This is a genomic window from Bacillus salacetis (assembly GCF_049177075.1).
GTDB lineage: Bacteria > Bacillota > Bacilli > Bacillales > Bacillaceae_B > Rossellomorea > Rossellomorea salacetis_A.
This window is the reverse complement of record NZ_CP185377.1, coordinates 2979873-3004866: the sequence shown is the minus strand read 5'-3', so window position 1 is coordinate 3004866 and position 24994 is coordinate 2979873. Positions and strand designations below refer to the sequence as shown.

The window sequence follows — 24994 nt, the reverse complement described above, 5'->3', positions numbered from 1 at the left end:
AATTGGGTATTGCCAAAGATTCCCTTTCGTGATAAATTATCTTTAACCGGTAAAATTAATTTTACCGAGTTAGAAAATAATACAGGTGTGATTAGTAATGCAGCCCATGATGATTATCAGGGATTACAATCAATTGAAAGCATTGAGCGACCCGTTTAGAGTGAAATTAATGTTAAGGCTTGTGGAGAGCCCTTATACAGGGCAGCAGCTGTCAGAGATATTTGACCTGTCCCGGGCACGAATTCATTATCATTTAAGGGAGCTTGAGAAGCTTGGCTTGATTGAAATCGTCAAAACAGAAGAAAAAAATGGCATCATACAGAAGTTTTATCAATCCGTTGCCAGCGGTTTCTATCCAGATGCCAGTCTGATGCCCCATAAAGAGGAAATCAGTGATACGAAAAGGCAGATGCTTTATGCCATGCTGGATCGAACCATGACAAGGTTAATGGAGGCACCGAGTGAAGCTTTTGAAGAAGCTGGACCTAATGATCCGTCAGATTGGAATATACTTGCGACTTCCTGGGAAACAAAGGTGACGGAAGAAAATTTCAGATGGTACACGAAAAAATATTTCGAACTTTTGGAAGAATTTCAAACTCGGGTAAAGGACGATAAAGAAAATCCCGACGCAAAGTTCTACTACATGTCAGGCTTCGGCTTCCAGGTAGATGAATCAAATTTTGCCAAAAGGATTTCAAAGAACGAAGAAGATGAAAAATGAAAAGGGAGATTCAAAAGGGAATCTCCCTTTTTTACAAGGCGACGGTTAAATAATTTTAACCGAGAAAAAGTATTTATCGATAAGTCGATTTTTTTTTGGATTAACAGTAAAAAAAATTTAACCGAATGGAAAGGAGTTCAAATAAATGAAAGAACTGTTGTTGAAGAATCGTAACTTCGCTGCTTTATTTTTTGGGAGAATGGTGACGAATATCGGGGATAGTCTTTACTATGTAGCTGCTATGTGGCTTGTATTTGAGTTAGGCGGCAGTGCTTTTTATACAGGTCTGGCCGGGTTTCTCACCCTGCTGCCGGGCACCTTGCAGTTTTTAACGGGGCCGATCGTTGATAAGCTGCAGGTTCAAAAGCTTCTTGTGTGGACTCAGGTTTTGCAGGCTCTCCTGGTGCTTTTTATACCGGCAGCTTACTATGCCGGCGTTCTGAACGTTGCTTTCATTCTAGTGATCATGCCAATAATAGCGGCTATTGAACAATTCGCTTATCCGGGCCAGTCGTCACTGATGCCAAGGATTATCAGGAAAGATCAGCTTGTAAAAGGAAATTCCTTGTTTTCCATTGCCTATCAAGGTGTTGACTTGGCTTTTAATGCAATTGCCGGGATTATGGTTGCTTTTGTGGGAGCAATCACTCTATACATGATTGATGCGGTAACTTTCATAATTGCTGCAATTCTTTTCAGATTAATAGTACTGACAGGAAATCAGGAAAATACAGTAAAAGAAAAAATCTCCATTAAAGAAAAGGCTGTCTCGTATAAGAAAGACTTAGCAGAAGGATTTGCAATCGTTTTCCGCTCCAGGCTGGCAAAGTTCCTGCTCGGATCGATTGTCGCCAACTTTGCAATCGGATCCACCTATGCCGTTATGCCGGCGTTTGCTGAGATAAGAGGCGGTTCTGAAGCCTATGGACTTTATTTGGCTGCTATTTCCGGAGGAGCTTTGATTGGGGCATTGACAGCTTCTTTATTTGAAAAATATTCACTTGGGAAGCTGGTGATCATTCTTTTCTTCTTGGGCGGCAGCTTCTGGATGATTTCAGGTTTCATTCCTTCAACCACAGTCAGTATTATCTTCTTTGGGCTTTCGTGGATTCCGATTGGTGCAACGAATATCATAATGGGGGCGGCTATTCAATCGATTGTCCCTCAGCATTTAATGGGCAGAATCTTTTCGGTCACAGCTTCCCTGGGAGCGGCTGCCATGCCTTTTGGATCATTGATCGGCGGTTATCTGGCTGATGTCATCAATCCGACAATAGTATTTGCAGGTTCTGCTGCAGGAGTTGTCTTTGTTTCCGTTGTCTGGCTTCTCGACAAAGCATTGCGTTCTCTACCGAGCTCCGTCAATATTACACCAGAAGAATTGGGGCTTTCGTCTAAAGTTAAGATGACCTCCTAAAATAGAAAAAGCCGAATCGATAAAAGATTCGGCTTTCAGTAATCATTTCTTCTTTTTTACTTTTCCGCTCCACTTTTTGAAACCGCCCTGTAATTGATGAAGGTCTCTGTAGCCTTTTCGGCGAAGCATTTGAGCGGCTCTTCCGCTGCGCATGCCGCTTTGGCAGTACAAGTACACAGGCTGGTCATTGCGGATTTCCTGCTGTCTTTGTTTCATCTGTGAAAGCGGGATGTTTCTAGCACCCAAAATATGTCCTGCTTCATACTCGTTCGGTTCCCTGACATCGATCAACTGGGCTTTACGGTATCCTGCACGGAATTCCTCTTCCGTTAGATTATTGACAATACGTTTTTGCGTGAAAAACGTAATAATTGAATAGACAATGATCGCACCTAAAACAATTAATAAGAAATATAAACCTGACAAGACTTCAAACCCCTTTCAAAATTCACTAATCTCTATTATATTCTCTCTCTTTTGCAGAATCAAAAGAAATCTACTCTTATTATATAGTTGAAAAATAGGCAGGACAAGAAATCTTTTTGAAAGGAATGTGTCTTTAGGGAAAGTTTTTCTTCTTTGTTTTTTTAAATGTCTTTGGTAGACTAGAATTCGACTTAAAAAGAGTAAAAGAGGGTATGAAGTATGACAAAGGAAGTATGGCGGTATATTGACTCGGGGAACTGTTCCCCGTCTTATAACATGGCATTGGATGAAGCCTTGCTTGATTGGCATAGTGAGGGGAAAATCCCGCCGGTAATCCGGTTTTATGGATGGGATCCGGCAACGTTATCAGTGGGTTACTTTCAGAAAGTGGAAAAAGAAATCAACATGGATGCGGTTAAAGAGCATGGGCTTGGATTTGTACGTCGTCCGACAGGCGGCAGGGGTGTCCTTCATGAACATGAACTTACATACAGCGTAATCGTTACGGAGGAACACCCCGATATGCCAAAGACGGTCACCGAGGCTTACCGGGTGATTTCAGAAGGCATTTTAAGAGGGTTCAGGGCCCTTGGTCTTGAAGCTTATTTTGCAGTACCGAGAACCGAAGAAGAAAAGCAGGGTTTGAAGAATCCCCGGTCAGCGGTTTGTTTTGACGCCCCGAGCTGGTATGAGCTTGTTGTGGAAGGCAGAAAGGTAGCCGGCAGTGCACAGACCAGGCAGAAAGGTGTCATCTTGCAGCACGGATCCATTTTGCTCGACCTGGATGAAGACAAGTTATTCAGCCTCTTTAAGTATCCGAATGACCGTGTAAAGGAACGCATGCAGAGAGCATTCAAAAGTAAAGCGGTTGCGGTCAATGAAATCAGTAAGGAAAAAGTGACTTTGGATATGGCAAAGGCGGCATTTAAGGAAGGGTTCGAACAGGGACTCGATATCGAGCTGCAGCCATATGTGTTGTCAGAAGAGGAAACACAATATGTAGAAGAACTGGCGAAAAGAAGGTACGAATCGGATGAATGGAATTTTAAGAGATAGTCCATTTTTTCGTATGTTTCAGCAACAACAATCTGATTTTTTTAATTTAGAAAAAGCGATGAGAGTCGCTTTTTTTGCTTTTATCAAGGGCTGAAGCGGTCTGCGGTTTTTTCAACCCTGAAAATTGTCGTGTTTTGTTGATTCGTGCTTCATAATCTATTATTACCTTCGGATTCCTCCTCTTTCCGGCATATTTTCAGTTTGACAAAAATGATTCACCATGAACTAAACACAATATATAGTGTGTCGAAAAATATTTTATACACTATATATAGTGTATATTGGTTGATTTTCATTTTTGGCTATGATAAGTTTATTTTTGAATTACACCAAATGATAGAAACAGAGAATTTATTCAATATAGTAGTTTAAGGAGTTGTATTTATGTCTGTCGTATCGAAACAAGAAATGAATCTTAACAGAGAGAGATTGAACAAAGCAATCGGTTTATTTCCGCAAGTCCATCCCATTACCCCGGATATGCAGATTACCCATAAGGGTGTTTCACGCCTCGTAATGCTTGACCGCTACTCGTTTAAAGACACTGAAAAGATCACACTTACTGAAGGTGACTTCGTTGTTCTGACCATCAAGGAAGATCCTAAATTCCCTGCCAGAGGGCTGGGGTACATCAAGAGCATCGACTGGGAGAACAAGCAGGCTGAAGTATTGATCGATGAAGAATATAGAAGTTCCATTGATAATCCTGAGGAAGCTGAGACGGCTGTTGTCAAACGTTCCTTGGATGTCATTGAAAAGCCGCTTGAAATCTACTATGAGCAGATCGCAAAGAGAAATGCCACAGGACTTGCAAGTGTAGAGACGACAGAAGAAAAAAGACAGGAATGGTTTGAAAAGTTCTACCATGAACTCGTCAATATGAATTTTGTCCCTGCCGGACGTGTACTGTACGGAGCAGGTGCAGATACGGACGTTACTTATTTCAACTGCTATGTAATGCCATTCGTCAAAGACTCAAGGGACGGAATCTCCGACCACCGTAAACAGGTAATGGAAATCATGAGCCGCGGAGGCGGAGTCGGAACGAATGGCTCGACGTTAAGGCCGAGAAACACACTGGCAAGAGGTGTGAACGGGAAATCTTCCGGTTCCGTTTCCTGGCTGGATGACATTGCGAAGTTGACGCACCTTGTTGAGCAGGGTGGATCAAGACGCGGGGCCCAGATGATCATGCTTGCCGACTGGCACCCGGATATCATTGAATTCATCATTTCAAAAATGCAAAATCCCCGTATTCTGCGTTATCTGCTTGAAAACACAGAAGATGAGCAAATCAAAAAGGCGGCAAAGGATAAACTGAAATTCACACCGCTTACTGAACAGGAACAAGACATGTATCAGGGAATTGTAAACTACAAACAGATTCCCGGCCTTGGCGGTTTCTCTGATAAAATCATCAAAGAAGCGGAGGAAAAATTAAGAACTGGAGGCTCATACTCTGTTCATAACTCTGAGTTCCTGACTGGTGCAAACATCTCTGTCTGCTTGACAAGTGATTTTATGGAAGCGGTCGAGAACGATGCTGAATACGAGCTGCGCTTCCCTGATGTAGAGAAATATGATGAGGAAGAAATGAAATTCTATAATGAAAACTGGCATGAAGTCGGTGATGTTCGTGAGTGGGAACAAATGGGCTATAAAGTACGCACTTACAGAAAGATGCGTGCCAAAGAGTTATGGAACCTGATCAATGTCTGTGCAACATATTCTGCAGAGCCGGGTATTTTCTTCATTGATAATGCAAATGACATGACGAATGCCAAAGCTTATGGACAGAAGGTTGTAGCGACGAACCCATGCGGAGAGCAGCCACTCGCACCATTTTCCGTCTGCAACCTTGCAGCGGTAAACCTTGCTGAATTCGCAGATAAAGAGAGCAAGACAGTCGATTTTGAAAAACTGAAAAAGACTGTGGAAGTCGGAGTGCGCATGCAGGATAACGTCATCGATGCAACTCCATACTTCCTGGAACAAAATAAAAAGCAGGCACTTGGCGAACGCCGTGTCGGCCTTGGGGTCATGGGACTTGCCGATCTATTGATCTACTGTGAGAAAGAATACGGTTCTGAAGAAGGCAACAAGCTAATTGATGAAGTATTTGAAACAATCGCAGTGACGGCTTACCGTGCATCTGTTGAACTATCCAAGGAAAAGGGAAGTTTCCCGTTCCTTCAAGGTGAGACAGAAGAAGAAACAAACCACCTGAGGGAAGCTTTCATTAATACAGGATATATGAGCAAGATGCCTGAAGATGTAAGACAGTCCATTCTGGAAAACGGTATCCGAAATTCTCACTTGCTGACTGTGGCGCCAACAGGAAGCACGGGGACAATGGTAGGGGTAGCTACAGGTCTTGAACCTTATTTCTCCTTCACTTATTACAGAAGCGGACGCCTTGGGAAATTCATTGAAGTGAAGGCTGAAATTGTCCAAGAATATCTGGACCGCAATCCTGATGCTGATCCGGATGCCCTGCCGGAATGGTTCATTTCTTCAATGGAACTTGCTCCTGAAGCGCATGCAGACGCACAGTGTGTCATCCAGCGCTGGATTGACAGCTCTATTTCCAAGACAGTCAATGCTCCGAGAGGCTACACGGTAGACCAGGTGGAGGCTGTATATGAAAGATTATATAAAGGCGGAGCGAAAGGCGGTACTGTCTACGTTGATGGAAGCCGTGACTCACAGGTTCTGACCTTAAAAGCTGAAGAGAACAGCTTTGATGAAGAAGAGATTGAACAGCCGGTTGCACAAGGCAAAAAGCCGGTCGTGCTGGTGGATACAATCCAGGACGTAAGAGCAACAGATGTAACCATCGGTTCCGAAGTCGGCAACACCTGCCCGGTCTGCCGCAAAGGAACAGTCAAAGATATGGGCGGCTGCAACACATGTACCAACTGTGGGGCACAGCTGAAATGCGGACTATAATATAAGAAGAAGGAGAATTTATTTTCTCCTTCTTTTTTTATGCCTCCAAAGCTTTACCCCTTTAAAGCGTTAAGAGGGACTGTCCCTTTCAGTGCTTTAAAGGAGTAAAATAATTCTGGGCATTTTTTTATTCTAAAACCCTTCAAATTGAATTAAAGATGTAATAAGGAAATTTTGAAGGGGATGGTTCCATGAACATCGATGGTGTATTCTCAGGTGGTGGAATCAAAGGGCTGGCCATGATTGGAGCCTATAAGGCAATTGAAGAAAAGGGAATTCGATTCAAAAGGCTTGCGGGTACAAGTGCGGGAGCCATCATAGCAGGCTTTATTGCAGCCGGTTACAAAAGTGATCACCTTCTCCAGATAATGGATGAAATCGAATTGACGGACTTATTGGATAAAAAGGCCCTGCTTTCTTCGGTACCTTTAGTGCGCTGGCTCAGGGTTTATTGGAAACTCGGTCTCTATAAAGGCGATGCTTTGGAAGAATGGCTGGAAGAGAAGTTGCGGGTTAGGGGGATATATACGTTTGCCGACCTTGCGCCTGGGGCATTGAGGGTCATAGCGTCAGACTTATCAAACGGCCGGCTTATGGTCCTGCCCGATGACCTCGAGAAATATGGCATACCAAAAGAGACCTTTCCTGTAGCGAGGGCGATCAGGATGAGTGCCAGCCTGCCTTATTTTTTTGAACCGGTGCGGTTGAAATCCCTGGAAGGACTAAGTCTCGTAGTCGACGGCGGGGTTTTGAGCAATTTCCCCATGTGGCTGTTTGATAAAGAGAACACCAAGAAAGTCAGGCCCGTGTTAGGGATCAAACTTAGTCCCAGTATCCAGGAAAGGCCAAAAAATGAGATACACAATGCGATTGATATGTATGGGGCTCTGTTTCAAACAATGAAGGATGCTCATGATTCCCGTTATATCTCGAGGAAACATGCGACAAATATCATATTCATCCCGACGGAAGGTGTGCTGACAACAGAGTTTGAATTGACTGATGAGAAAAAAAGGGAACTTGCGGAATATGGATATATCAAGGCCATAGAATTTTTGCGGGGCTGGAGCTTTGGATGAAGAGAAATAAAAAAATCGAGCTTAGAGAGATGCTCGATTTTTTCTATTTTTTTTACCTTCAATAACAGTAAGATTGGCTTGGGATTTTTTACGATAGGACTTTTTGCGAAATGGACTCGGCGCACTGGCTTTTGCTTTTGTAGCAGCTGTTTTCTTGTTATACCGCTTCTTGGATTGTTTTGCCGCCTTCAGGAAAGCTTTTTGATCCTTGTCTTTTCCTTTCCCACCCATCATCACTTTCCGGAAAACAAAATAAATGACTCCGGCAATTACTGCAAAAATGAGTATTCTTTGAAGAAGTTCAAGAGGATCTCCCATAAGCGTGGAAACCAAACCGATAGAGGCTAATAGAATAACAGCTCCTGCAATTATGAAACGAGCATTCAAGAAGGTCACCTCCTTTGGAACTGATGTGTAAAGCATAATAGGCCTTTATCTATATTTTAGACTAAATCCGTCCATTCTAACCGTAATTCTGTTTAATTTTACACATTTGTCTTTTGCTGGATGTTGGTTTGTGATTTTTCGAATGTAAGTATTTTTATTTTACTAAAAACTTATTAATTTAAGCAATATCTTGTGAAGATGAAATACTTTTATGGAAATGGACATACTACCCAAAGGAGGTGTTTTGATGTCTGCAAGAGAACAAGAACCGTCAAGTGATAAGAAGCTGGAACAGAATAAACAGGAAAAGCCGCTTTCATTTATTGGCATGGTGATTGCAACCGGATTCACAGGGGGAATTCTGTGGAGCGGGATTGCCTATATCTGCTATATGTTCTCCTTTACAAAACTCGAGCCGAACATCATCCTTGAACCTTGGGCTGTCGGGGACTGGAAAGAAACCTGGCTGGGAATAGTCATTTCCATCCTCGCATATGGGTTGGTATCCATTGGGGTTGCACTTGTTTACTATGCTCTTTTAAGAAAGCTTAAATCCATGTGGGTGGGTGCCGGCTACGGCATTGCCTTGATGCTCATTGTTTTTGTAGTATTGAACCCGCTTTTCCCAAGTATGAAGGGGCTGGGCGATACAGATTATATAACCCTGATAACGGAAGCCTGCCTTTATATACTATATGGAGTCTTTATCGGTTATTCGATCTCTTATGAGGAAAACGAACTTCGCCACCATCACGAGAAAGAAGAACAAGTAAGTCAGTAAGATTCAGACATTGTAGTAGGTTTGTCAATAAGTTTATGTTAGAATGTTCATGTTGAACATTCTATTTTTATGGGTGAATACATATGCGAAAGATTCTTCTGCTTAATGGACCGAACCTTAACCGCTTAGGCAAGCGGGAACCGCAGATTTACGGGACTGCAACGTTGGATGAGCTTGAAAAGAAAGTGAAAAAAGCTGCCCTGTCGGCGGGATGTGAACTGAAAGCGGAACAATCAAACCATGAGGGTGAGCTCATCGATTTTATCCATCAGGCTGAGGATGAGGGGTACTCGGGTATTATCTTCAATCCCGGTGCCTACACACATTACAGCTATGCCATTAGAGATGCCATTGCCGGAATCGATGTACCCGTCATTGAAGTTCATATTTCAAACGTTCATAAAAGAGAACCTTTCAGACATCAATCCGTTCTGGCAGAAGTTACTGAAGGACAGATTGTCGGCCTCGGGTTATTTGGATATGAACTTGCCTTGCAGGCTCTTATAAACAAACAAAAGGGAGATGAATAGGTTGAGTAAACTTGATAAATTAAGAGAGAAATTTTCCGAAAGCAATATTGACGGTATATTGATCACTAGTACATACAACCGCCGTTACATGACTGGTTTTACTGGTTCTTCAGGAGTTGCCCTGATTACGGCTGACAGCGCTGTATTCATCACAGACTTCCGTTATACGGAACAGGCTGCAGAGCAGGCTCAAGGATTCGAGATTGTACAGCATAAAGGTCCAATCCCTAATGAAGTTGCGACTCAGGTAGAGAAACTTGGAATCAAAAAGCTTGGTTTTGAAAAGAATTATTTAACTTACTCGGCGTTTGAAAGCTATCGCAGCAAGGTTGGCGCTGAACTTGTTCCAGTGAGTGGGCTGATTGAAGATATCCGGTTGATCAAAACGGATGCAGAATTGAAGATCATTAAAGATGCTGCTGATATCGCGGATGCCGCGTTCAAGCATATCCTTGATTTCATCAAACCAGGAAAGACAGAATTGGAAGTATCGAATGAACTGGAATTCTTCATGAGAAAAGCCGGCGCAACATCTTCATCATTTGATATCATCGTTGCTTCCGGGACCCGTTCAGCTCTTCCGCATGGAGTAGCAAGTGAAAAGGTCATTGAAAAAGGTGACTTCATCACACTTGACTACGGTGCCTATTACAAAGGCTATTGCTCAGATATGACAAGAACCATTTCTGTCGGCGAGCCTTCTGATAAGCTGAAGGAAATCTATGACGTTGTGCTTCAATCCCAGCTGAAAGCAATGGAAGAAATCAAGCCGGGTATGACTGGGGCACAGGCGGATGCAATCGCAAGGGATTACATCAAAGAAAAAGGCTACGGTGATAACTTCGGCCACTCCCTTGGACACGGAATCGGCCTTGAAGTCCATGAGGGTCCTGGCCTGTCACATCTTTCAGAAACAGTATTAAAGCCAGGAATGATTGTAACGGTAGAGCCGGGCGTGTATGTCCAGGGTATCGGCGGAGTCCGTATCGAGGACGACACAGTGATCACTGAAACTGGCAACGAAACATTGACACACTCAACGAAAGAATTAATCATTCTTTAATAAAACTATTGCCGTACGTACAGAATATGGCATAATAGACATGCAATAAATAGTCTACAAGGCTATTCAAATCTTAGGAGGAACACTCATGATTTCAGTAAATGATTTTCGTACAGGTCTAACTATTGAAGTAGATAACGGTATTTGGCGTGTAATGGATTTCCAACACGTCAAGCCTGGTAAAGGAGCGGCATTTGTACGCTCTAAACTAAGAAACCTGCGCAATGGAGCCATTCAGGAAAAAACGTTCCGTGCAGGTGAAAAAGTGGCTAAAGCTCAAATCGACAACCGCAGAATGCAGTATCTTTATGCAAATGGGGATATGCATGTATTCATGGATACAGATTCTTATGAGCAAATCGAACTTAGCGCTGCTCAGATCGAGTATGAGTTGAAGTTCCTGAAAGAAAACATGGAAGTTCAAATCATGATGTACCAAGGTGAAACTCTTGGTGTTGAACTGCCAAACACAGTTGAGTTGACTGTCACTGAAACGGAACCTGGCATCAAAGGCGATACAGCTTCCGGCGGTTCTAAACCGGCAACAGTTGAAACAGGATTGACTGTTAACGTACCATTCTTCGTCAACGAAGGTGACGTTCTTGTGGTCAACACAACAGATGGTTCTTATGTATCACGTGCATAATTGTTAATGATGAGAAAGCTGAAGGGCGTAGGCTGCCCTCCAGCTTTTTTTATTTTCTGCAGGTTTTAGGACGTTAAAGCGCTAAGAGGGACTGTCCCTCTTAGCGCTTTAACGTACTAAAGGTCGATATAATTCCCTTCATTCCCACCGAATCAAGTCATAATCTTCTAATCTCCGAATACATTTTAATATCAAAAGGCATGTACCAATTTAAGAAGAAGCTTTTACAGAATAACGAGGAGGAGGGAATATGGAAGAAATCCTATCAATCATTCCATCAACTATCGCAGAAAAGATCCAAGCAATGCCCGACCATATCCAGCCGCTGATCGAAGAAATAAGAATAAGGATTGATAGACCGCTGGAAGTGACAGCCAGGGGGATCCCTTATTTTCTTCCCTATGTTGTGACAAGGAAAGATGGAGAGCAGCTGATCAACAGATTAGCAAACCATTCGTTTTATACATTGGAAGAAGAGTTGAAAAGAGGATATATCACAATTGAGGGCGGACACCGGGTCGGACTCGCCGGAAAGGTGATTCTCGATGATGGGAAAGTGAAGGCGATCAGGCATTTGGCTTCCTTCAATATCAGGGTTGCCCGGGAAGCAATAGGCATAGCTGCCCCGTTGATTCCCTGTCTCTATGACAATGGATGGAAGCACACCATGATTATTGGAGCTCCACAGACAGGAAAGACCACTATGCTGAGGGATATCGCAAGGATTGTCTCATCAGGTGTCCCTGAGGAGGAAATTTCACCGTTTAAAGTCGGTATTGTAGATGAACGTTCCGAAATTGCAGGCTGTGTGCATGGTGTGCCTCAGCTTCAGTTCGGACCGAGGATAGATGTGCTGGATGCCTGCCCGAAAGCAGAAGGGATGATGATGCTTATCCGGTCCATGAGCCCTGAAGTAATCATCGTGGATGAAATCGGCCGCCGGGAAGATGGCCAAGCTATCCTTGAAGCGGTTAATGCAGGGATCTCCCTTATCATGACAACCCATGGGCATTCACTAGAAGAGGTTTCAAAGCGTCCCTATCTTAAAGAAATCATCGAGATGAATGTTGTCGAGAGATTCATAGAACTATCCAGAGGGGATCATCCCGGACTGGTTAAGGATATTAAAAATCAAGCGGGGGATTCACTGCTGAGAAAAGCGAGTGTGACATAAATGATCAAAATCATCGGTGCGGTTTTCATCATCCTATCTACCTCCTGGGCAGGTTTTGAAGCATCCAGGTACTTGAGCGAGCGGCCGCGGCAATTGAGGATACTCAAATCTGCCTTACAGTCGCTTGAGGCGGAAATCATGTATGGACATACCCCTCTTCATGAAGCAGCGCGCAAACTGTCTAAGCAGCTCCAGCGTCCTGTAGCCTGGTTTTTTGAAGTGTTCGCCAAAAAAATCACTACAGAAGAGACGACTGTCAGCGAAGCGTGGGAAGCCAGTCTTAAAGAGGTCTGGAAGATGACGGCCTTTAAGACGCGGGAGTATGAAATCCTTACCCAGTTTGGTGAAAGTCTGGGGAAGCACGACCGATTGACCCAGCAAAAGCATATTTTACTGACCCTTACGCATTTGGAACGGGAAGAGACAGAAGCACTGGAAAAACAAAAAAGATACGAAAAAATGACGAAAAGTTTAGGGTTTCTTTCAGGCCTGCTTCTCATCATTTTATTGCTGTAATGATCAGGAGGGGAAAAGATGGGAATTGATGTCGATATTATTTTCAAAATTGCCGGTGTGGGTATTGTAGTGGCCTTCCTTCACACTATCCTTGACCAGGTTGGAAAGAAGGAATATGCACAGTGGGTTACACTGTTCGGCTTTATTTACATTTTATTTATGGTCGCTTCAATCGTTGATGATTTGTTTCAAAAAATCAAGTCAGTGTTTCTATTCCAAGGGTGAGAGGGGGAATAGGCCATTGAAATCATACAGGTAGTCGGAATTGCTTTAGTGTCCACTTTCCTCGCCCTGATCATTAAAGAACAAAAGCCTAATTTTGCTTTTTTGCTTGTAGTGTTCGTTGGCTGTGCGATCTTCTTATTCCTGGTCGATCAGATATACGAAATCATCCGGATGATTGAAAAGCTGGCGGCGAATGCAAACATCAACATGATCTATGTGGAAACCATCCTGAAAATAATAGGGATTGCCTACATAGCAGAATTTGCTTCTCATATTACAAAGGACGCAGGGCAGGGTGCCCTGGCAGCAAAGGTGGAATTGGCAGGTAAAATTCTTATTCTAGCAATGGCAGTGCCGATCTTGACTGTCATCATTGAAACCATCATCAATATGATACCGAATAGTTAAGGAAGCAGCTGCCCTTAGAGGTGAAAAAATGCGTCGATTAATACTAATCATTTGTTGTACACTATTTTGCTTATATGTTGGCACATCCGCAGTTCAAGCTGAAGGGGAAGACGCAGAACAAAACACCCAGGTGGGACAGAAGTTATTGGAAGATCAATTGGAAAAACTGGAGATTGATGAACTGAAGGTTTATTGGGAAGACGTGTTGGCACAGTATGGAGGTTTCCTGCCTGAAAGCCAAAAGGGCAGCCTGGTTGACTTTATTAAGGGGGACAAGCAGTTTTCCTTCAAGGCATGGTTCTCAGGGATGTTTCATTTCGCCTTTCAGGAACTGATCATGAATGGAAAGCTTCTTGGGACCCTGATATTGCTTACGATTTTCAGTATGTTTTTACAATCGCTGCAAAACTCTTTTGAAGGGGGAAATGTCAGCAAAGTCGCCTACGCCATTGTTTTCATGGTATTGATCATTATAGCGCTCAACAGTTTCCATGTGGCGATTGATTATACAAAAGAAGCGATAGGGACAATGATCAATTTTATCATTGCCCTCATCCCCTTGCTGCTGGCGCTTATCGCTTCTTCCGGGGGACTCATATCGGCAGCCTTTTTCCATCCGGTGATCATTTTCCTTATGAATACGAGCGGACTCTTGATTCAAAACATTGTCCTGCCGCTATTATTCCTTTCTGCCCTGTTAAGCATTGTCAGCACTTTGTCGCCGCAGTATAAGGTTACACAGCTGGCTAACCTGCTCAGAAACTGGAGCATTGGATTGCTGGGGATTTTCATGACAGTGTTCCTCGGTGTGATTTCTGTGCAGGGAGCAACAGCCGCAGTGACAGATGGCATTACAGTAAGGACAGCCAAGTTTGTTACAGGGAATTTTGTCCCTGTCATCGGGAGGATGTTTACGGATGCCGCCGATACAGTTATCAGTGCGTCGGTCTTGCTTAAGAATACAGTCGGAATTGCCGGTGTCGCCATACTCCTGATGATTGCCGCTTTCCCAGCTATGAAGATATTGATGATCGCCTTGATTTATAAGCTTGCAGCAGCTCTGTTGCAGCCTTTGGGCGGGGGGCCGGTCATTACATGCCTGGATACCATAAGCAAGAGTGTAATTTACGTTTTTGCTGCTCTGGCAATAGTCTCATTTATGTTTTTCCTCAGTATCACAATTATGATCGCGGCAGGCAATATCACCCTGATGGTGAGATAAGGAGGGAGAAGATGTCATTTCTGACAGAATGGATAACCAATATTATCGTCTTTGTTTTATTGGCAAGTGTAATCGATATGCTTCTCCCAAGTTCCAACATGCAGAAATATACAAAGATTGTTACAGGGCTTCTTCTCATCACGATCATCCTTACTCCTCTTATGAAGTTATTTACTGCTGACTTTGAAGAAGCGCTTACAGAAATCAATCTGGATGGGCCAGTCAAAACAGCTTCAGTAGAAAATTTAGTAGAAATGAAGAAAAAAGAAATACAAGCCTCACAACGTGCATATATTTTAGAACAGATGGCTGTCCAAATGAAAGATGACGTAGAAAAGGAGATGATAGAGCAATATGGTTTAACGGTCAAAAATATCGAGCTGGAAGCGGAAGACCTTGAGAAACTGCCGGAAAGCATCTTGTCAGTTTCTGTTCATTTGGATACCTCCCAGAAAGAAGCAGTCACAGCAATAAAACCAGTAGAAATTGATACATCCAAGAATATTCCCAAGAATGAGAGCAATCAAGAGATCGTGTCAATGCTTTCAGAAAAATGGAATATCCCAAGTGACAAACTAGTGATCTTGGTAGAAGGAGGTGCAGGAAAGAAGAATGAAATTTGATAAAGGTCCGCTTAAAGCATTGCAGCAGCTTTTCTCGAAAGATTCAAACGAAACTGGAGAGCCTGGAAAAAAGCCGGGCAAATTCCACTATTTCTTGATCGTCCTTCTGTTTGGGGTTGCATTTATGCTGATCAGTGACATGTGGGGAAGCGGGGACCAGCAAGCATCCATGGTCATGAATACCGGAAGCCAGCCGGAACAGGAAGAAGTACCTGCTTTCGGGACTAAAGATTCAAAGGATTCCATGATGAGAGATTACGAGGACCGGTATGAGAATCAGTTAAAGGAAGCCCTTGAAGATATCGCCGGTGTAAGCGATCCAACGATTGTCGTAAATGTGGAATCGACTGAGCGAAAGGTATATGAGAAAAACAATTCTTCGCAGACACAGGTGACAAAAGAAACAGATCGGGAAGGCGGCAACAGGTCGATCGAAGATAAATCTTCGGATGAACAGCTGGTGATCATCAGGGATGGTGAAAAGGAAGTGCCTATCATTACCGAAACTAAAAAACCTAAAATCAGCGGCGTTCTTGTAGTTGCAAAGGGTGCTGATAATATACAAGTGAAAAAATGGATCATTGAATCTGTAACGAGGGTGCTGGATGTTCCCAGCCACCGGGTTGCAGTAATGCCTAAAAATTAAGGGGGAAATGAATATGTTATTGAAAAAGCAAACTGTATGGTTATTAACAATGTTGAGCCTTGTGATCGTCTTATCTGTGTATTACATCACGTCACCGACTCAGCAGGCAACGGATATGGCAAAGGTGGATGAGAGCAGCCCGGCACAAGGTGAACAAACTTCCGAGGAAGCCGCTAAGGGTGAAGAAACAGCAGCTGAAGGTGAAATGGATATCGTGACGGAAGCAGCCGGTGATGAAGTATTTGAAACACTTCGTTTAGAATTCAGTGATCAGCGGTCAAAGATGAGAGAAGACCTTGAAACGAAAGTAGCATCTTCAGACATTTCCATCGAGGAAAAGAATGAGGCAATTGAACAAATGGATCAATTAAAAGAGCTTGCCACAACAGAAACAGTTTTGGAAACACTAATCAAATCTATGGGGTATGAAGATGCGCTGGTAAGAGCCGATGGAGAGCAAGTCAGAGTAACTGTAAAAGCAAAAGAACATTCAGCTGCAGAGGCTAACAAAATCATCCGCCTGGTTAACGATGAAGTTGGCGGAACAATGCAAAAAGTGGCTGTCCAATTCCAGCCAGCAAACTAAATATAGTGACACAGCCGGGTGCCTTAGGGCAGCCGGCTTCTTTTATAACCTCCAAGGAAACGAGCAGCCAGCAAATCCGTGCTAATACTTTGAAAAAATGCAAAAGAAGCTTACAATAGAGTCAGGACAAGTTATGGTAAGGCTGTATTATAAAAGATAATGTTGCTTTATACAGTAATTTCGTTGTTACAAAGGTTGATTGGAGCGGAAGGTGTGTGACCTCCTGCGGGACTAGCGGGACAGGTGAGACCCCGCAGGCCAATCCAGCTCCAGCGGCCAGCGACTAGAGATTTCGGTCTCCTTCCTTGCGATAAGTCATCATCAACTCACTTTGTTCGTTGTGATTCCTTTATCTCATGCAGGATCCCTCCAATCTGTACGTCGCTAACCGGCCGCCTACGCTTTTTATGCAGCCGAGGAGGCTCACCGCCCGCCCCGCGGAGTCGCATACCTGGAGCGGAAATCAACTAACTCATACATATAGCAACAATCTAATACGAAAAGCTATTTTTAGAGCTGAATTATGAGTATCGAACAGATTAGTTTTATTCTCATATTGAATTCTTACAAGGTCTTATCGTATGATATTAGTAGCTAGTCCTAATTTTGATTAATTACTCTAAGGGGTGTCATTATGTTAAAGGTTCAAGAAATACGTGAATTGATTAAACTTGTTGATCAATCAAGCATTGATGAATTTTCATATGAACTTGATGGTTCAAAGATCAAAATGAAGAAAAATAAGGCAGTTACTTATGTAGAAGAAACAGCAGCAGTCCCAAATAAAGAAGTACATAAACAAGAAGAAGTTGTATCAACACCAGCTGCCAAGGCACCTGTCCAGGCTTCTGCATCAGCTGAAGCTCCTGCTAAAGAGGAAGCGCCGGCAGCGCCAGCAGCAGATGAAAACCTGCACAAGATCGTATCACCTATGGTTGGTACATTCTATGCATCTCCATCACCAGATGCGGATGCTTATGTGAAAACAGGCAGTAAGGTAAGTAATGATTCTGTTGTTTGCATCGTGGAAGCTATGAAGCTTTTCAACGAAATTGAAGCAGAAGTCAACGGTGAAATTGTAGAAATCCTGGTGAAAGACGGACAATTGGTTGAATACGGTCAGCCGCTATTCCTGGTTAAGCCTGAATAAGGAGCGATCATTATGATAAAGAAGCTGTTAATCGCAAATAGAGGAGAAATAGCTGTACGTGTGATTCGCGCTTGTCGTGAAATGGGAATAGAAAGTGTGGCAGTATATTCCGAAGCAGACAAGGAAGCGCTTCACGTACAATTGGCTGATGAAGCTTATTGTATCGGTCCTACAGCAAGTAAAGACAGTTATTTGAATTTCACTAATATTATCAGTGTGGCCAAGTTGACTGATTGCGACGCCATCCATCCCGGTTACGGATTCCTGGCTGAAAATGCAGATTTTGCAGAGCTGTGCCGTGAATGTAATATCACGTTTGTCGGCCCGTCTCCTGAAGCCATCTCCAAGATGGGGACAAAGGATGTAGCGAGAGAGACGATGAGGAAAGCGGGAGTTCCAATCGTGCCGGGTTCCCAGGGAATTGTTAAGGATGCAGATGAAGCGGTTTCATTGGCAGAGAAAATTGGATATCCTGTAATCATTAAAGCAACTGCCGGAGGCGGAGGAAAAGGAATCCGCGTGGCAAAGACCGAACAGGATCTTATCAAAGGTGTGAATATCACCCAGCAGGAAGCTGCAACAGCCTTCGGAAATCCAGGGGTTTATATCGAAAAATTCATCGAAGATTTCAGACATGTTGAAATCCAGGTTCTTGGGGACAACTTTGGCAATGTCATTCACTTGGGTGAAAGGGACTGCACCATCCAAAGACGCTTGCAAAAATTGATTGAAGAGACGCCTTCACCTGCCTTAGATGGAGAAACCAGGGAACAGATGGGGCAAGCAGCCGTCAAAGCTGCTCAAGCAGTCGATTATTCAGGAGCGGGTACAGTTGAATTCATTTTTGATCATGTCAATAATAAATTCTATTTCATGGAAATGAATACCCGTATCCAGGTAGAACATCCCGTTACGGAACAAGTAACAGGTGTAGACCTTATAAAGGAACAAATCAAGGTGGCATCAGGAGAGAAGCTTTCCTTGAAACAAGAAGACATCGAATTCAACGGATGGTCTATTGAATGCCGTATCAATGCAGAAAATCCTGAAAAGAATTTCATGCCATCTGCAGGAAAGATCGATCTTTATCTTCCTCCAGGCGGACTTGGAGTGAGGGTGGATTCAGCTGCCTATCCAGGATATATGATTCCTCCATATTATGACTCCATGATAGCCAAGCTGATCACTTATGGAGCGACACGGGAGGAAGCCATTGCACGGATGAAAAGGGCATTAAGTGAGTTCGTTATTGAAGGAGTTCACACTACGATACCTTTCCATTTGAAAGTACTTGAGCATGAAACATTCGTAAGCGGCGAGTTCAACACGAAGTTCTTGGAAATACATGAGGTAATGAAGTCTTAAACTAAGCTGTGGTATAATAAATAATAAGTATACAGGCGAAATCAGTGGAGGTGTACATTCATGGCTGAAAATCAAAACCAAAACCAAGGCCTTTTGCAAATGTCACAAGGAAAAGACGGTTTAGGTAAAATTGAAATAGCACCCGAAGTAATTGAAGTGATTGCTGGAATTGCTGCATCAGAAGTAGAAGGCGTTGCGCAGATGCGCGGTAACTTTGCCAGCGGTGTCGTTGAAAGACTGGGTAAAAAAAATCATGGTAAGGGAGTTAAAGTCGAACTTGCTGAAGAAGGCATCCAAGTCGATGTCTATTGTATCATGCAGTTTGGTATATCCATTCCAAATACCGCTCAGAAGATCCAGGATAACATCAGACAGGCACTGCTTAATATGACAGCTTTAGAAGCTGATGAAGTAAACATCCATGTTGTAGGAGTGCAGTTTGAGAACCAGAAGACTGAGCAGGAGCTTGAAGAAGAACAATAAGTTCCAGTCCAGTTCAATATTTGTCATTCAAAAACCAAAGGCAGAAGCCTTTGGTTTTTGCTTTGTCTGGAAAGCCGTGTATCCCCAGGATGGTTTAAGGTTTGGTTATTTGTGATATTTTGTTAACATGCCATTCTCCATATGCGGTAATTTTTCAGAATAAAGTATTAATTGGTGTTTACGTGCTTTCACAGGCTCAGTTATGCTATTATCATTGATATGATGAAATCTGATAAGATTAAAAGGAGTACAAAGTAATGAAAAGACGTACAGCGCGTGAAAAAGCTTTACAAGCATTATTTCAGATGGATATGTCCGGAATGACTGCCGATGAGGCATTAACAAACGTATACGAAGATACACCTTCTGACGAATATCTGGAGGCACTTGTCAAAGGAGCCGCAGAAAATAAAGAAAAGATCGATGGCCTTATTAAGGAAAACTTGGAAAAATGGTCTTTTGACAGGCTGGCGAAAGTCGACAAAAATATTATGCGAGTGGCGGTATATGAGCTATTGGAAGTAAAAGATGTACCTAACAAAGTTGTCATAAATGAAGCTATTGAAATTGCCAAGACGTATGGTGATGACCAATCGGGTAAATTCATCAACGGGGTACTTTCAAAAGTGAATTCGTCCATTGAAACACAGGGTGAATAAGGGGGAGTTTGATGCCCGCAAGAATTATAGATGGAAAGAAAATTGCGAAGCACTATAGAAATTCCATCACAGAAGAAGTTAAACAACTGAAACAGAAAGGTATGGTTCCAGGACTTGCAGTCATTCTCGTCGGGGAAAATTCCGCATCACAAACCTATGTAAGAATGAAGCGGAAAACCTGCGAGGAAATGGGAATCCACTCTGTTTTAATTCAGTATGGCGACCAAGTCGGTCAAAATGAACTGCTTGATAAAATAGATCAGTTGAACAATGATTCATCCATTCACGGGATCCTGGTTCAGCTGCCCCTCCCGGAAGGCATCCAAACTGAGAAGGTGATTGAACGAATCTCACCGGACAAGGATGTCGATGGGTTCCATCCGATTAATATCGGAAGGATGATGATAGGGGAAGATGCTTTTCTGCCTTGTACACCTTATGGCATTCTGAAGATGCTTCAATACGAAAATATTGACCCATCCGGAAAGCATGCTGTTATCATCGGGCGGAGTAATATTGTCGGTAAACCGGCCGGACAGCTGCTTTTAAGGGAGAATGCTACCGTCACATACTGCCATTCCAAAACAGAAAATCTCACTGCTTATACCAGAAATGCTGATATATTGATTGCTGCTGCAGGGCGGGCAAAGTTCATTCATGGGAATGATATCAAGCCGGGTGCAGTGGTGATCGATGTTGGCATGAACAGGGATGAAGCTGGAGTGCTTTGCGGAGATATCGATTTTGACAGTGCGAAAAATACAGCAGGTTATATTACCCCTGTGCCGGGCGGGGTCGGACCGATGACCATCACCATGCTTATGTACAATACAGTCAAAGCGGCCCGGAAAACGATCGAAAATGGAATTCAGTAGTTGTTTATAGTACATTCCTCCGTTTTTTTGTTAAAATAATAATGAACCAAAGGGCTGCATTCCAGACAAAGGAAGCAGCTTTTTATTAAGGTGTTACATAAGAATGCGACAAGGAAGTTTTTGATAAGAACACCCCGGCGGACTTCCGCATGGCGGAAGCCTTAAGCCCAGTGAGAGGGGAGGTAGTAAATACATGGATAATCCTCAATATCTGACTATCCAGGCATTGACAAAATATATAAAAAGGAAATTTGATAAAGACCCTCACCTTTCAGGAATCTATGTCAAGGGCGAGATTTCCAACTTCAAAAGACATTCAAGCGGACACATGTATTTTACGCTGAAGGATGAAAGGGCCAGGATATTGGCAGTAATGTTTTCCTCTGCGAATGCTTCCATGAAATTCACTCCTGAAAACGGGATGAAGGTTTTAGTGAGGGGCGATATTTCAGTCTATGAGTCAGGAGGGCAATATCAGATTTATGTGAAAGAAATGCAGCCGGATGGAATCGGCGATCTGTTCCTTGCCTTTCAACAGTTAAAGGAAAAGCTGGAGAAACAGGGGCTGTTTGATGAAGCGAGAAAAAGGCCTCTTCCAAAGTTCCCTCGCAAGATAGGGGTGATCACCTCCCCTACAGGAGCTGCAGTCAGGGACATCATCACAACAATTGAACGCAGATATCCAATAGGAGAGATATTGGTTTATCCCGCGCTGGTTCAAGGGGAGCGTGCCGCCCAATCGATTGCTGATTGTATTAAGAAAGCAAATGAGAATAAAGAAATAGATGTATTGATCGTTGGAAGAGGCGGGGGATCCATCGAAGAATTGTGGGCTTTTAATGAAGAACGGGTAGCGCTCGCCATCTCGGGTTCTGCAATTCCTGTCATTTCCGCAGTAGGGCATGAGACCGACTTTACAATTGCCGACTTTGCTGCAGATATGAGAGCTCCTACTCCGACTGCTGCCGCTGAATTGGCTGTGCCGAATATCGATGACCTTTTGGAAAGGGTGTTGAGCAGAAAGGTTCTGCTCATAAGGGGAATAAAGGCCAGGCTGAACAGTGAAAGGGCCAGGCTCAAAAATGTTAGTTCATCGATCGTATTCAGAAACCCCCGCCGTTTGTATGAACAAAAAATCGAGACAGTCGATCGCTTGACTGATCAGCTTAACAGGAACCAGCAGATGAGGATGCAAATGCAAAGGGATAAGCTGGCCAACCTGGCTTCAAGTCTAAAAAGAGTTCATCCAGGCAGGCTGCTGGAGCAGAAAAATGAACACCACCTTCGTATGAAGAAACAATTACATGCTAATTTTTCAAATATAGTAAAACAAAAACAGAGTGATTTCAGCAGGACAATCTCAACATTAGAAGCTCTAAGCCCCTTGAAGATTATGGACAGGGGGTACAGCCTGGTATATTCCCAGGATGAAAAACTGGTCAAATCAAAAGGTGCTGTCAAAGAAGGGGAAAAAGTAACAGTCCACCTTCAGGATGGAAAACTGCATTGCAGCGTGAATACTATTGAGGGGAGTGAAGGTTAGTGGCAGAAGAGAAAAAAATGTCATTTGAAGAAGCTATGGATAGACTTGAGAGGATTGTTCAGCGCCTTGAAGAAGGAGAAGTTCCGCTGGAAGAAGCGCTTCAGCAATATCAAAAGGGCGTGGAACTGTCAAAATACTGTCATGACACATTAAAACATGCTGAAAAACAGATGACAAAGCTGATGACTGATGAAGGAGAAAAAGAATTCTCTTTATCCGAGGAGGAGAATTCGTGACCGCTTTAAAGCTAGAGGAATTCACAGTAAAATACAAAGAGCTGGTTGAAAATAAGCTGGATGAACTCGTTCAAAGTCTGGATGCTCCAGAAACAGTAAAAGAAGCAATGGCTTATTCCTTGAAAGCTGGAGGAAAAAGGATTCGTCCTGTTCTCCTTTTTGCGACTCTGAATGCTTTCAGGAAAGATCCCAAGATAGGGCTTGAGGCAGCAGCGGCTCTTGAAATGATTCATACATATTCCCTTATTCATGATGATCTGCCAAGTATGGACAATGATGACTTGAGAAGGGGCAAACCGACAAATCACAAGGTTTTTGGTGAGGCTGCAGCAATCCTTGCTGGTGATGGGCTTCTTACATATAGTTTTGAGGTGCTGGCTGATACAAAAGGGGTATCGGCAGAAAAGATTCTCCGAATCGTTTCCCTGTTGGCTAAGTCTGCAGGCCCGGAAGGAATGGTAGGAGGACAGGCTGCTGATATGGAAGGCGAAAACAAATCCCTATCGGTGGAAGAACTGGAGTACATCCATAAAAACAAAACAGGGAGGCTGCTTGCTTTTAGCGTAATGGCAGCGGCCATACTGGCAGAAGCAGCAGAGCAGCAAATCCAACTGTTGGAAGAGTATGCTTTCCATATCGGCCTTGCCTTCCAAATTCAGGACGACATACTTGATGTCGAAGGAACTGAAGAGAAGATAGGAAAACCTGTAGGCAGTGATCAAAACAAGCTGAAAAGTACCTATCCTTCCCTTTTGACATTGGATGGGGCAAAAGATAAGCTGCAGAATCACCTGGAAAAGAGCAAGGCAGCACTTGCTGCATCTGATCTTGATACAGGGCTGCTTGTTGAAATTGCTGATATGATCGCTTCAAGAGATCATTAATCTGCCCTATTTGAGAAAATGCTCTGTTCGTGGTATAATGAAAATAATTGAATAGGGATGGTGCAGTATTCTAGTCAACCTACCAGTTCTGAAGGTGGGCCTAAAAATCCACTAAAGGGCACATCGATGAAGTTCCTTGTTTCGGCTTGAGGCGCCCAGCCTTGGGTCGAAGCTGGGAGTAAGGTGCAAGGGCGATCCACAATGGCATGTGGGCGTTGACCCTTGCACCGCGGAGGTTCCGTTCCAGGCCGGCAAATGCATGAGCAATCAGAACGGAGTATAGACCTGCGATGCGGTGACAACCGCTAGCAGCGTAGCCTGCCTTGAGTGAAGTGTGAGGGGATTATGGTTACAAGGTACACATCAGTTGGCCATTGATATGTGCTTTTTCGCCCATATGAAATCCACTTTGCAAAAGAGGCTAAGAACCTGGTTAAAGGTTGCCGAGGAAAACTCCTAGACTGTTCCCATTTGAGACATATATTGAGGATTATAGTGCGGACTAAGTGGTAATCCAGTCTAACTGCTGGTGACACAGTTAAGTCGGGTTTAAAGGGAAACCGCCGGTATGGCGACATCCGGTACCTGATTGGGAAAACCTACTGGACCTAAGCTGCAATTTTTACTCAATTTATGACCATCCCTTTACATATACTGAATGTAAAGTACAAAACATAGATTTTTATAAAAGAAACGGTGTGTATCTGCCTGATGAAGGACGTAATGAAAAACTCAATAAAATGGAGTATTAGCATTGCCGTTATCACGTTTGTGTTAGCGGCTCTTTTTTCAATCTTTTCTAATCTAATATTAAACGAAGTTACCTGGGTGATCGGCCTGATTGTAGTGCTTATCATTGTTTTTATAGGTATCTTTTTTGATATGCTTGGAATAGCTGCTACGGCCGCGGATGAAACCCCTTTCCACGCAATGGCAGCCAAAAAGGTTTATGGGGCGAGGCATTCCATCAGGATTGTCCGGAATGCGGACCGTTTTGCCAGCTTTTGTAATGACGTAATTGGAGATATTTCCGGCATTATCAGTGGTGCTGCAGCTGCGATTGTGCTCATCGGCCTGACGCTTGATCTGCAGATCAACAGCGGTTCTCCGATTGAATATGCGTTAAATGTACTCTTAACCAGCTTGATTGCTGCTCTCACTGTTGGCGGGAAAGCTCTTGGAAAGACTTTGGCTATCCAATATTCCAAGGATATTATCTTTCAAGTAGGAAAAGTGTTACAATTTGTTGAGGATAAATTTCACATAACCATCATTAAAGATAAAAAAGATAAAAAGCGAAAAAAGCGTGAAAAATTGAAACAAAACATTTAGTTATGAAAG

Annotated in this window: 28 protein-coding genes; 26 read left to right on the top strand and 2 right to left on the bottom strand. The window is 43.3% G+C overall.

Annotated features, from left to right (window positions below):
• Window positions 1–97: 97 nt before the first annotated feature.
• Window positions 98–724 (top strand): ArsR/SmtB family transcription factor, encoded by a 627-nt coding sequence (locus ACOJQI_RS15760; protein WP_421379549.1) that lies wholly within the window; start codon window positions 98–100, stop codon window positions 722–724.
• A 145-nt stretch (window positions 725–869) separates the two neighbouring features.
• A complete protein-coding gene (locus tag ACOJQI_RS15755; protein WP_421379547.1) occupies window positions 870–2141 on the top strand; it encodes an MFS transporter in 1272 nt (423 codons plus the stop codon).
• A gap of 42 nt (window positions 2142–2183) precedes the next feature.
• Here ACOJQI_RS15755 and ACOJQI_RS15750 read toward each other — a convergent pair whose 3' ends face one another.
• A complete protein-coding gene (locus tag ACOJQI_RS15750; RefSeq protein WP_421379545.1) occupies window positions 2184–2567 on the bottom strand; it encodes a rhodanese-like domain-containing protein in 384 nt (127 codons plus the stop codon).
• Window positions 2568–2786: 219 nt separating this feature from the next.
• On the opposite strand from ACOJQI_RS15750, the gene ACOJQI_RS15745 reads away from it, so the two are divergent.
• The 3 genes from ACOJQI_RS15745 to ACOJQI_RS15735 all read left to right on the top strand — a co-directional run bounded on the left by ACOJQI_RS15745 (window position 2787) and on the right by ACOJQI_RS15735 (window position 7651).
• Window positions 2787–3623 carry a lipoate--protein ligase family protein gene (locus tag ACOJQI_RS15745; protein WP_421379543.1) on the top strand — a complete coding sequence of 279 codons (837 nt, stop codon included), beginning with the start codon at window positions 2787–2789 and terminating at the stop codon, window positions 3621–3623.
• A gap of 384 nt (window positions 3624–4007) precedes the next feature.
• Window positions 4008–6572 (top strand): vitamin B12-dependent ribonucleotide reductase, encoded by a 2565-nt coding sequence (locus ACOJQI_RS15740; RefSeq protein WP_421379541.1) that lies wholly within the window; start codon window positions 4008–4010, stop codon window positions 6570–6572.
• Between the two features lie 191 nt (window positions 6573–6763).
• Entirely contained in the window at window positions 6764–7651 is an 888-nt protein-coding gene (locus ACOJQI_RS15735) for a patatin-like phospholipase family protein (RefSeq protein ID WP_421379539.1), read from the top strand.
• 21 nt (window positions 7652–7672) lie between these two features.
• Here ACOJQI_RS15735 and ACOJQI_RS15730 read toward each other — a convergent pair whose 3' ends face one another.
• Window positions 7673–8038 (bottom strand): SA1362 family protein, encoded by a 366-nt coding sequence (locus ACOJQI_RS15730; protein WP_421379537.1) that lies wholly within the window; start codon window positions 8036–8038, stop codon window positions 7673–7675.
• 247 nt (window positions 8039–8285) lie between these two features.
• Here ACOJQI_RS15730 and ACOJQI_RS15725 point away from each other — a divergent pair, with 247 nt between their 5' ends.
• From ACOJQI_RS15725 to ACOJQI_RS15625, 21 genes are all read left to right on the top strand, one after another.
• Window positions 8286–8819 (top strand): YqhR family membrane protein, encoded by a 534-nt coding sequence (locus ACOJQI_RS15725; RefSeq protein ID WP_421379535.1) that lies wholly within the window; start codon window positions 8286–8288, stop codon window positions 8817–8819.
• Window positions 8820–8902: 83 nt separating this feature from the next.
• The gene (aroQ, locus tag ACOJQI_RS15720; RefSeq protein ID WP_421379533.1) at window positions 8903–9349 is read left to right on the top strand and encodes a type II 3-dehydroquinate dehydratase; all 447 of its coding nucleotides are present in this window, start codon (window positions 8903–8905) and stop codon (window positions 9347–9349) included.
• A gap of 1 nt (window position 9350) precedes the next feature.
• Window positions 9351–10412 carry a M24 family metallopeptidase gene (locus ACOJQI_RS15715; protein WP_421379531.1) on the top strand — a complete coding sequence of 354 codons (1062 nt, stop codon included), beginning with the start codon at window positions 9351–9353 and terminating at the stop codon, window positions 10410–10412.
• Between the two features lie 88 nt (window positions 10413–10500).
• A complete protein-coding gene (gene efp / locus ACOJQI_RS15710) occupies window positions 10501–11058 on the top strand; it encodes an elongation factor P (RefSeq protein WP_421379529.1) in 558 nt (185 codons plus the stop codon).
• Window positions 11059–11308: 250 nt separating this feature from the next.
• Window positions 11309–12232, top strand: a complete 924-nt coding sequence (gene spoIIIAA, locus ACOJQI_RS15705) for a stage III sporulation protein AA (protein WP_421379527.1) — start codon at window positions 11309–11311, stop codon at window positions 12230–12232.
• Window positions 12233–12748: a stage III sporulation protein SpoIIIAB gene (gene spoIIIAB / locus ACOJQI_RS15700; protein WP_421379525.1), complete on the top strand. Its 516-nt coding sequence runs from the start codon at window positions 12233–12235 to the stop codon at window positions 12746–12748. It begins immediately after the preceding gene.
• A gap of 18 nt (window positions 12749–12766) precedes the next feature.
• Window positions 12767–12973, top strand: coding sequence for a stage III sporulation protein AC (gene spoIIIAC / locus ACOJQI_RS15695; RefSeq protein ID WP_006838772.1), 207 nt, complete (start codon window positions 12767–12769; stop codon window positions 12971–12973).
• 15 nt (window positions 12974–12988) lie between these two features.
• The gene (gene spoIIIAD, locus ACOJQI_RS15690) at window positions 12989–13381 is read left to right on the top strand and encodes a stage III sporulation protein AD (protein WP_421385488.1); all 393 of its coding nucleotides are present in this window, start codon (window positions 12989–12991) and stop codon (window positions 13379–13381) included.
• Window positions 13382–13409: 28 nt separating this feature from the next.
• Entirely contained in the window at window positions 13410–14603 is a 1194-nt protein-coding gene (spoIIIAE, locus tag ACOJQI_RS15685; protein ID WP_421379523.1) for a stage III sporulation protein AE, read from the top strand.
• Between the two features lie 11 nt (window positions 14604–14614).
• On the top strand, window positions 14615–15226 hold the full coding sequence (gene spoIIIAF / locus ACOJQI_RS15680; protein WP_421379521.1) for a stage III sporulation protein AF: 612 nt from the start codon (window positions 14615–14617) through the stop codon (window positions 15224–15226).
• Window positions 15216–15872: a stage III sporulation protein AG gene (gene spoIIIAG, locus ACOJQI_RS15675; protein ID WP_421379519.1), complete on the top strand. Its 657-nt coding sequence runs from the start codon at window positions 15216–15218 to the stop codon at window positions 15870–15872. The genes spoIIIAF and spoIIIAG overlap by 11 nt, the downstream gene beginning before the upstream one ends.
• A 13-nt stretch (window positions 15873–15885) precedes the next feature.
• The gene (locus ACOJQI_RS15670; protein ID WP_421379517.1) at window positions 15886–16458 is read left to right on the top strand and encodes a SpoIIIAH-like family protein; all 573 of its coding nucleotides are present in this window, start codon (window positions 15886–15888) and stop codon (window positions 16456–16458) included.
• Between the two features lie 634 nt (window positions 16459–17092).
• Window positions 17093–17608: an acetyl-CoA carboxylase biotin carboxyl carrier protein gene (accB, locus tag ACOJQI_RS15665; protein WP_421379515.1), complete on the top strand. Its 516-nt coding sequence runs from the start codon at window positions 17093–17095 to the stop codon at window positions 17606–17608.
• Window positions 17609–17620: 12 nt separating this feature from the next.
• The gene (accC, locus tag ACOJQI_RS15660; protein WP_421379513.1) at window positions 17621–18973 is read left to right on the top strand and encodes an acetyl-CoA carboxylase biotin carboxylase subunit; all 1353 of its coding nucleotides are present in this window, start codon (window positions 17621–17623) and stop codon (window positions 18971–18973) included.
• Window positions 18974–19033: 60 nt separating this feature from the next.
• Window positions 19034–19456: an Asp23/Gls24 family envelope stress response protein gene (locus tag ACOJQI_RS15655; RefSeq protein ID WP_421379511.1), complete on the top strand. Its 423-nt coding sequence runs from the start codon at window positions 19034–19036 to the stop codon at window positions 19454–19456.
• 257 nt (window positions 19457–19713) lie between these two features.
• The gene (gene nusB / locus ACOJQI_RS15650; RefSeq protein ID WP_421379509.1) at window positions 19714–20115 is read left to right on the top strand and encodes a transcription antitermination factor NusB; all 402 of its coding nucleotides are present in this window, start codon (window positions 19714–19716) and stop codon (window positions 20113–20115) included.
• Window positions 20116–20126: 11 nt separating this feature from the next.
• Window positions 20127–20990 (top strand): bifunctional methylenetetrahydrofolate dehydrogenase/methenyltetrahydrofolate cyclohydrolase FolD, encoded by an 864-nt coding sequence (gene folD / locus ACOJQI_RS15645; RefSeq protein WP_421379507.1) that lies wholly within the window; start codon window positions 20127–20129, stop codon window positions 20988–20990.
• A gap of 193 nt (window positions 20991–21183) precedes the next feature.
• Window positions 21184–22533: an exodeoxyribonuclease VII large subunit gene (gene xseA / locus ACOJQI_RS15640; RefSeq protein ID WP_421379505.1), complete on the top strand. Its 1350-nt coding sequence runs from the start codon at window positions 21184–21186 to the stop codon at window positions 22531–22533.
• The gene (xseB, locus tag ACOJQI_RS15635) at window positions 22533–22769 is read left to right on the top strand and encodes an exodeoxyribonuclease VII small subunit (RefSeq protein ID WP_421379503.1); all 237 of its coding nucleotides are present in this window, start codon (window positions 22533–22535) and stop codon (window positions 22767–22769) included. Before xseA ends, xseB begins: the two co-directional genes overlap by 1 nt.
• A complete protein-coding gene (locus tag ACOJQI_RS15630; protein ID WP_421379501.1) occupies window positions 22766–23653 on the top strand; it encodes a polyprenyl synthetase family protein in 888 nt (295 codons plus the stop codon). Before xseB ends, ACOJQI_RS15630 begins: the two co-directional genes overlap by 4 nt.
• A 711-nt stretch (window positions 23654–24364) precedes the next feature.
• A complete protein-coding gene (locus tag ACOJQI_RS15625) occupies window positions 24365–24985 on the top strand; it encodes a hypothetical protein (protein ID WP_421379499.1) in 621 nt (206 codons plus the stop codon).
• Window positions 24986–24994: the final 9 nt, after the last annotated feature.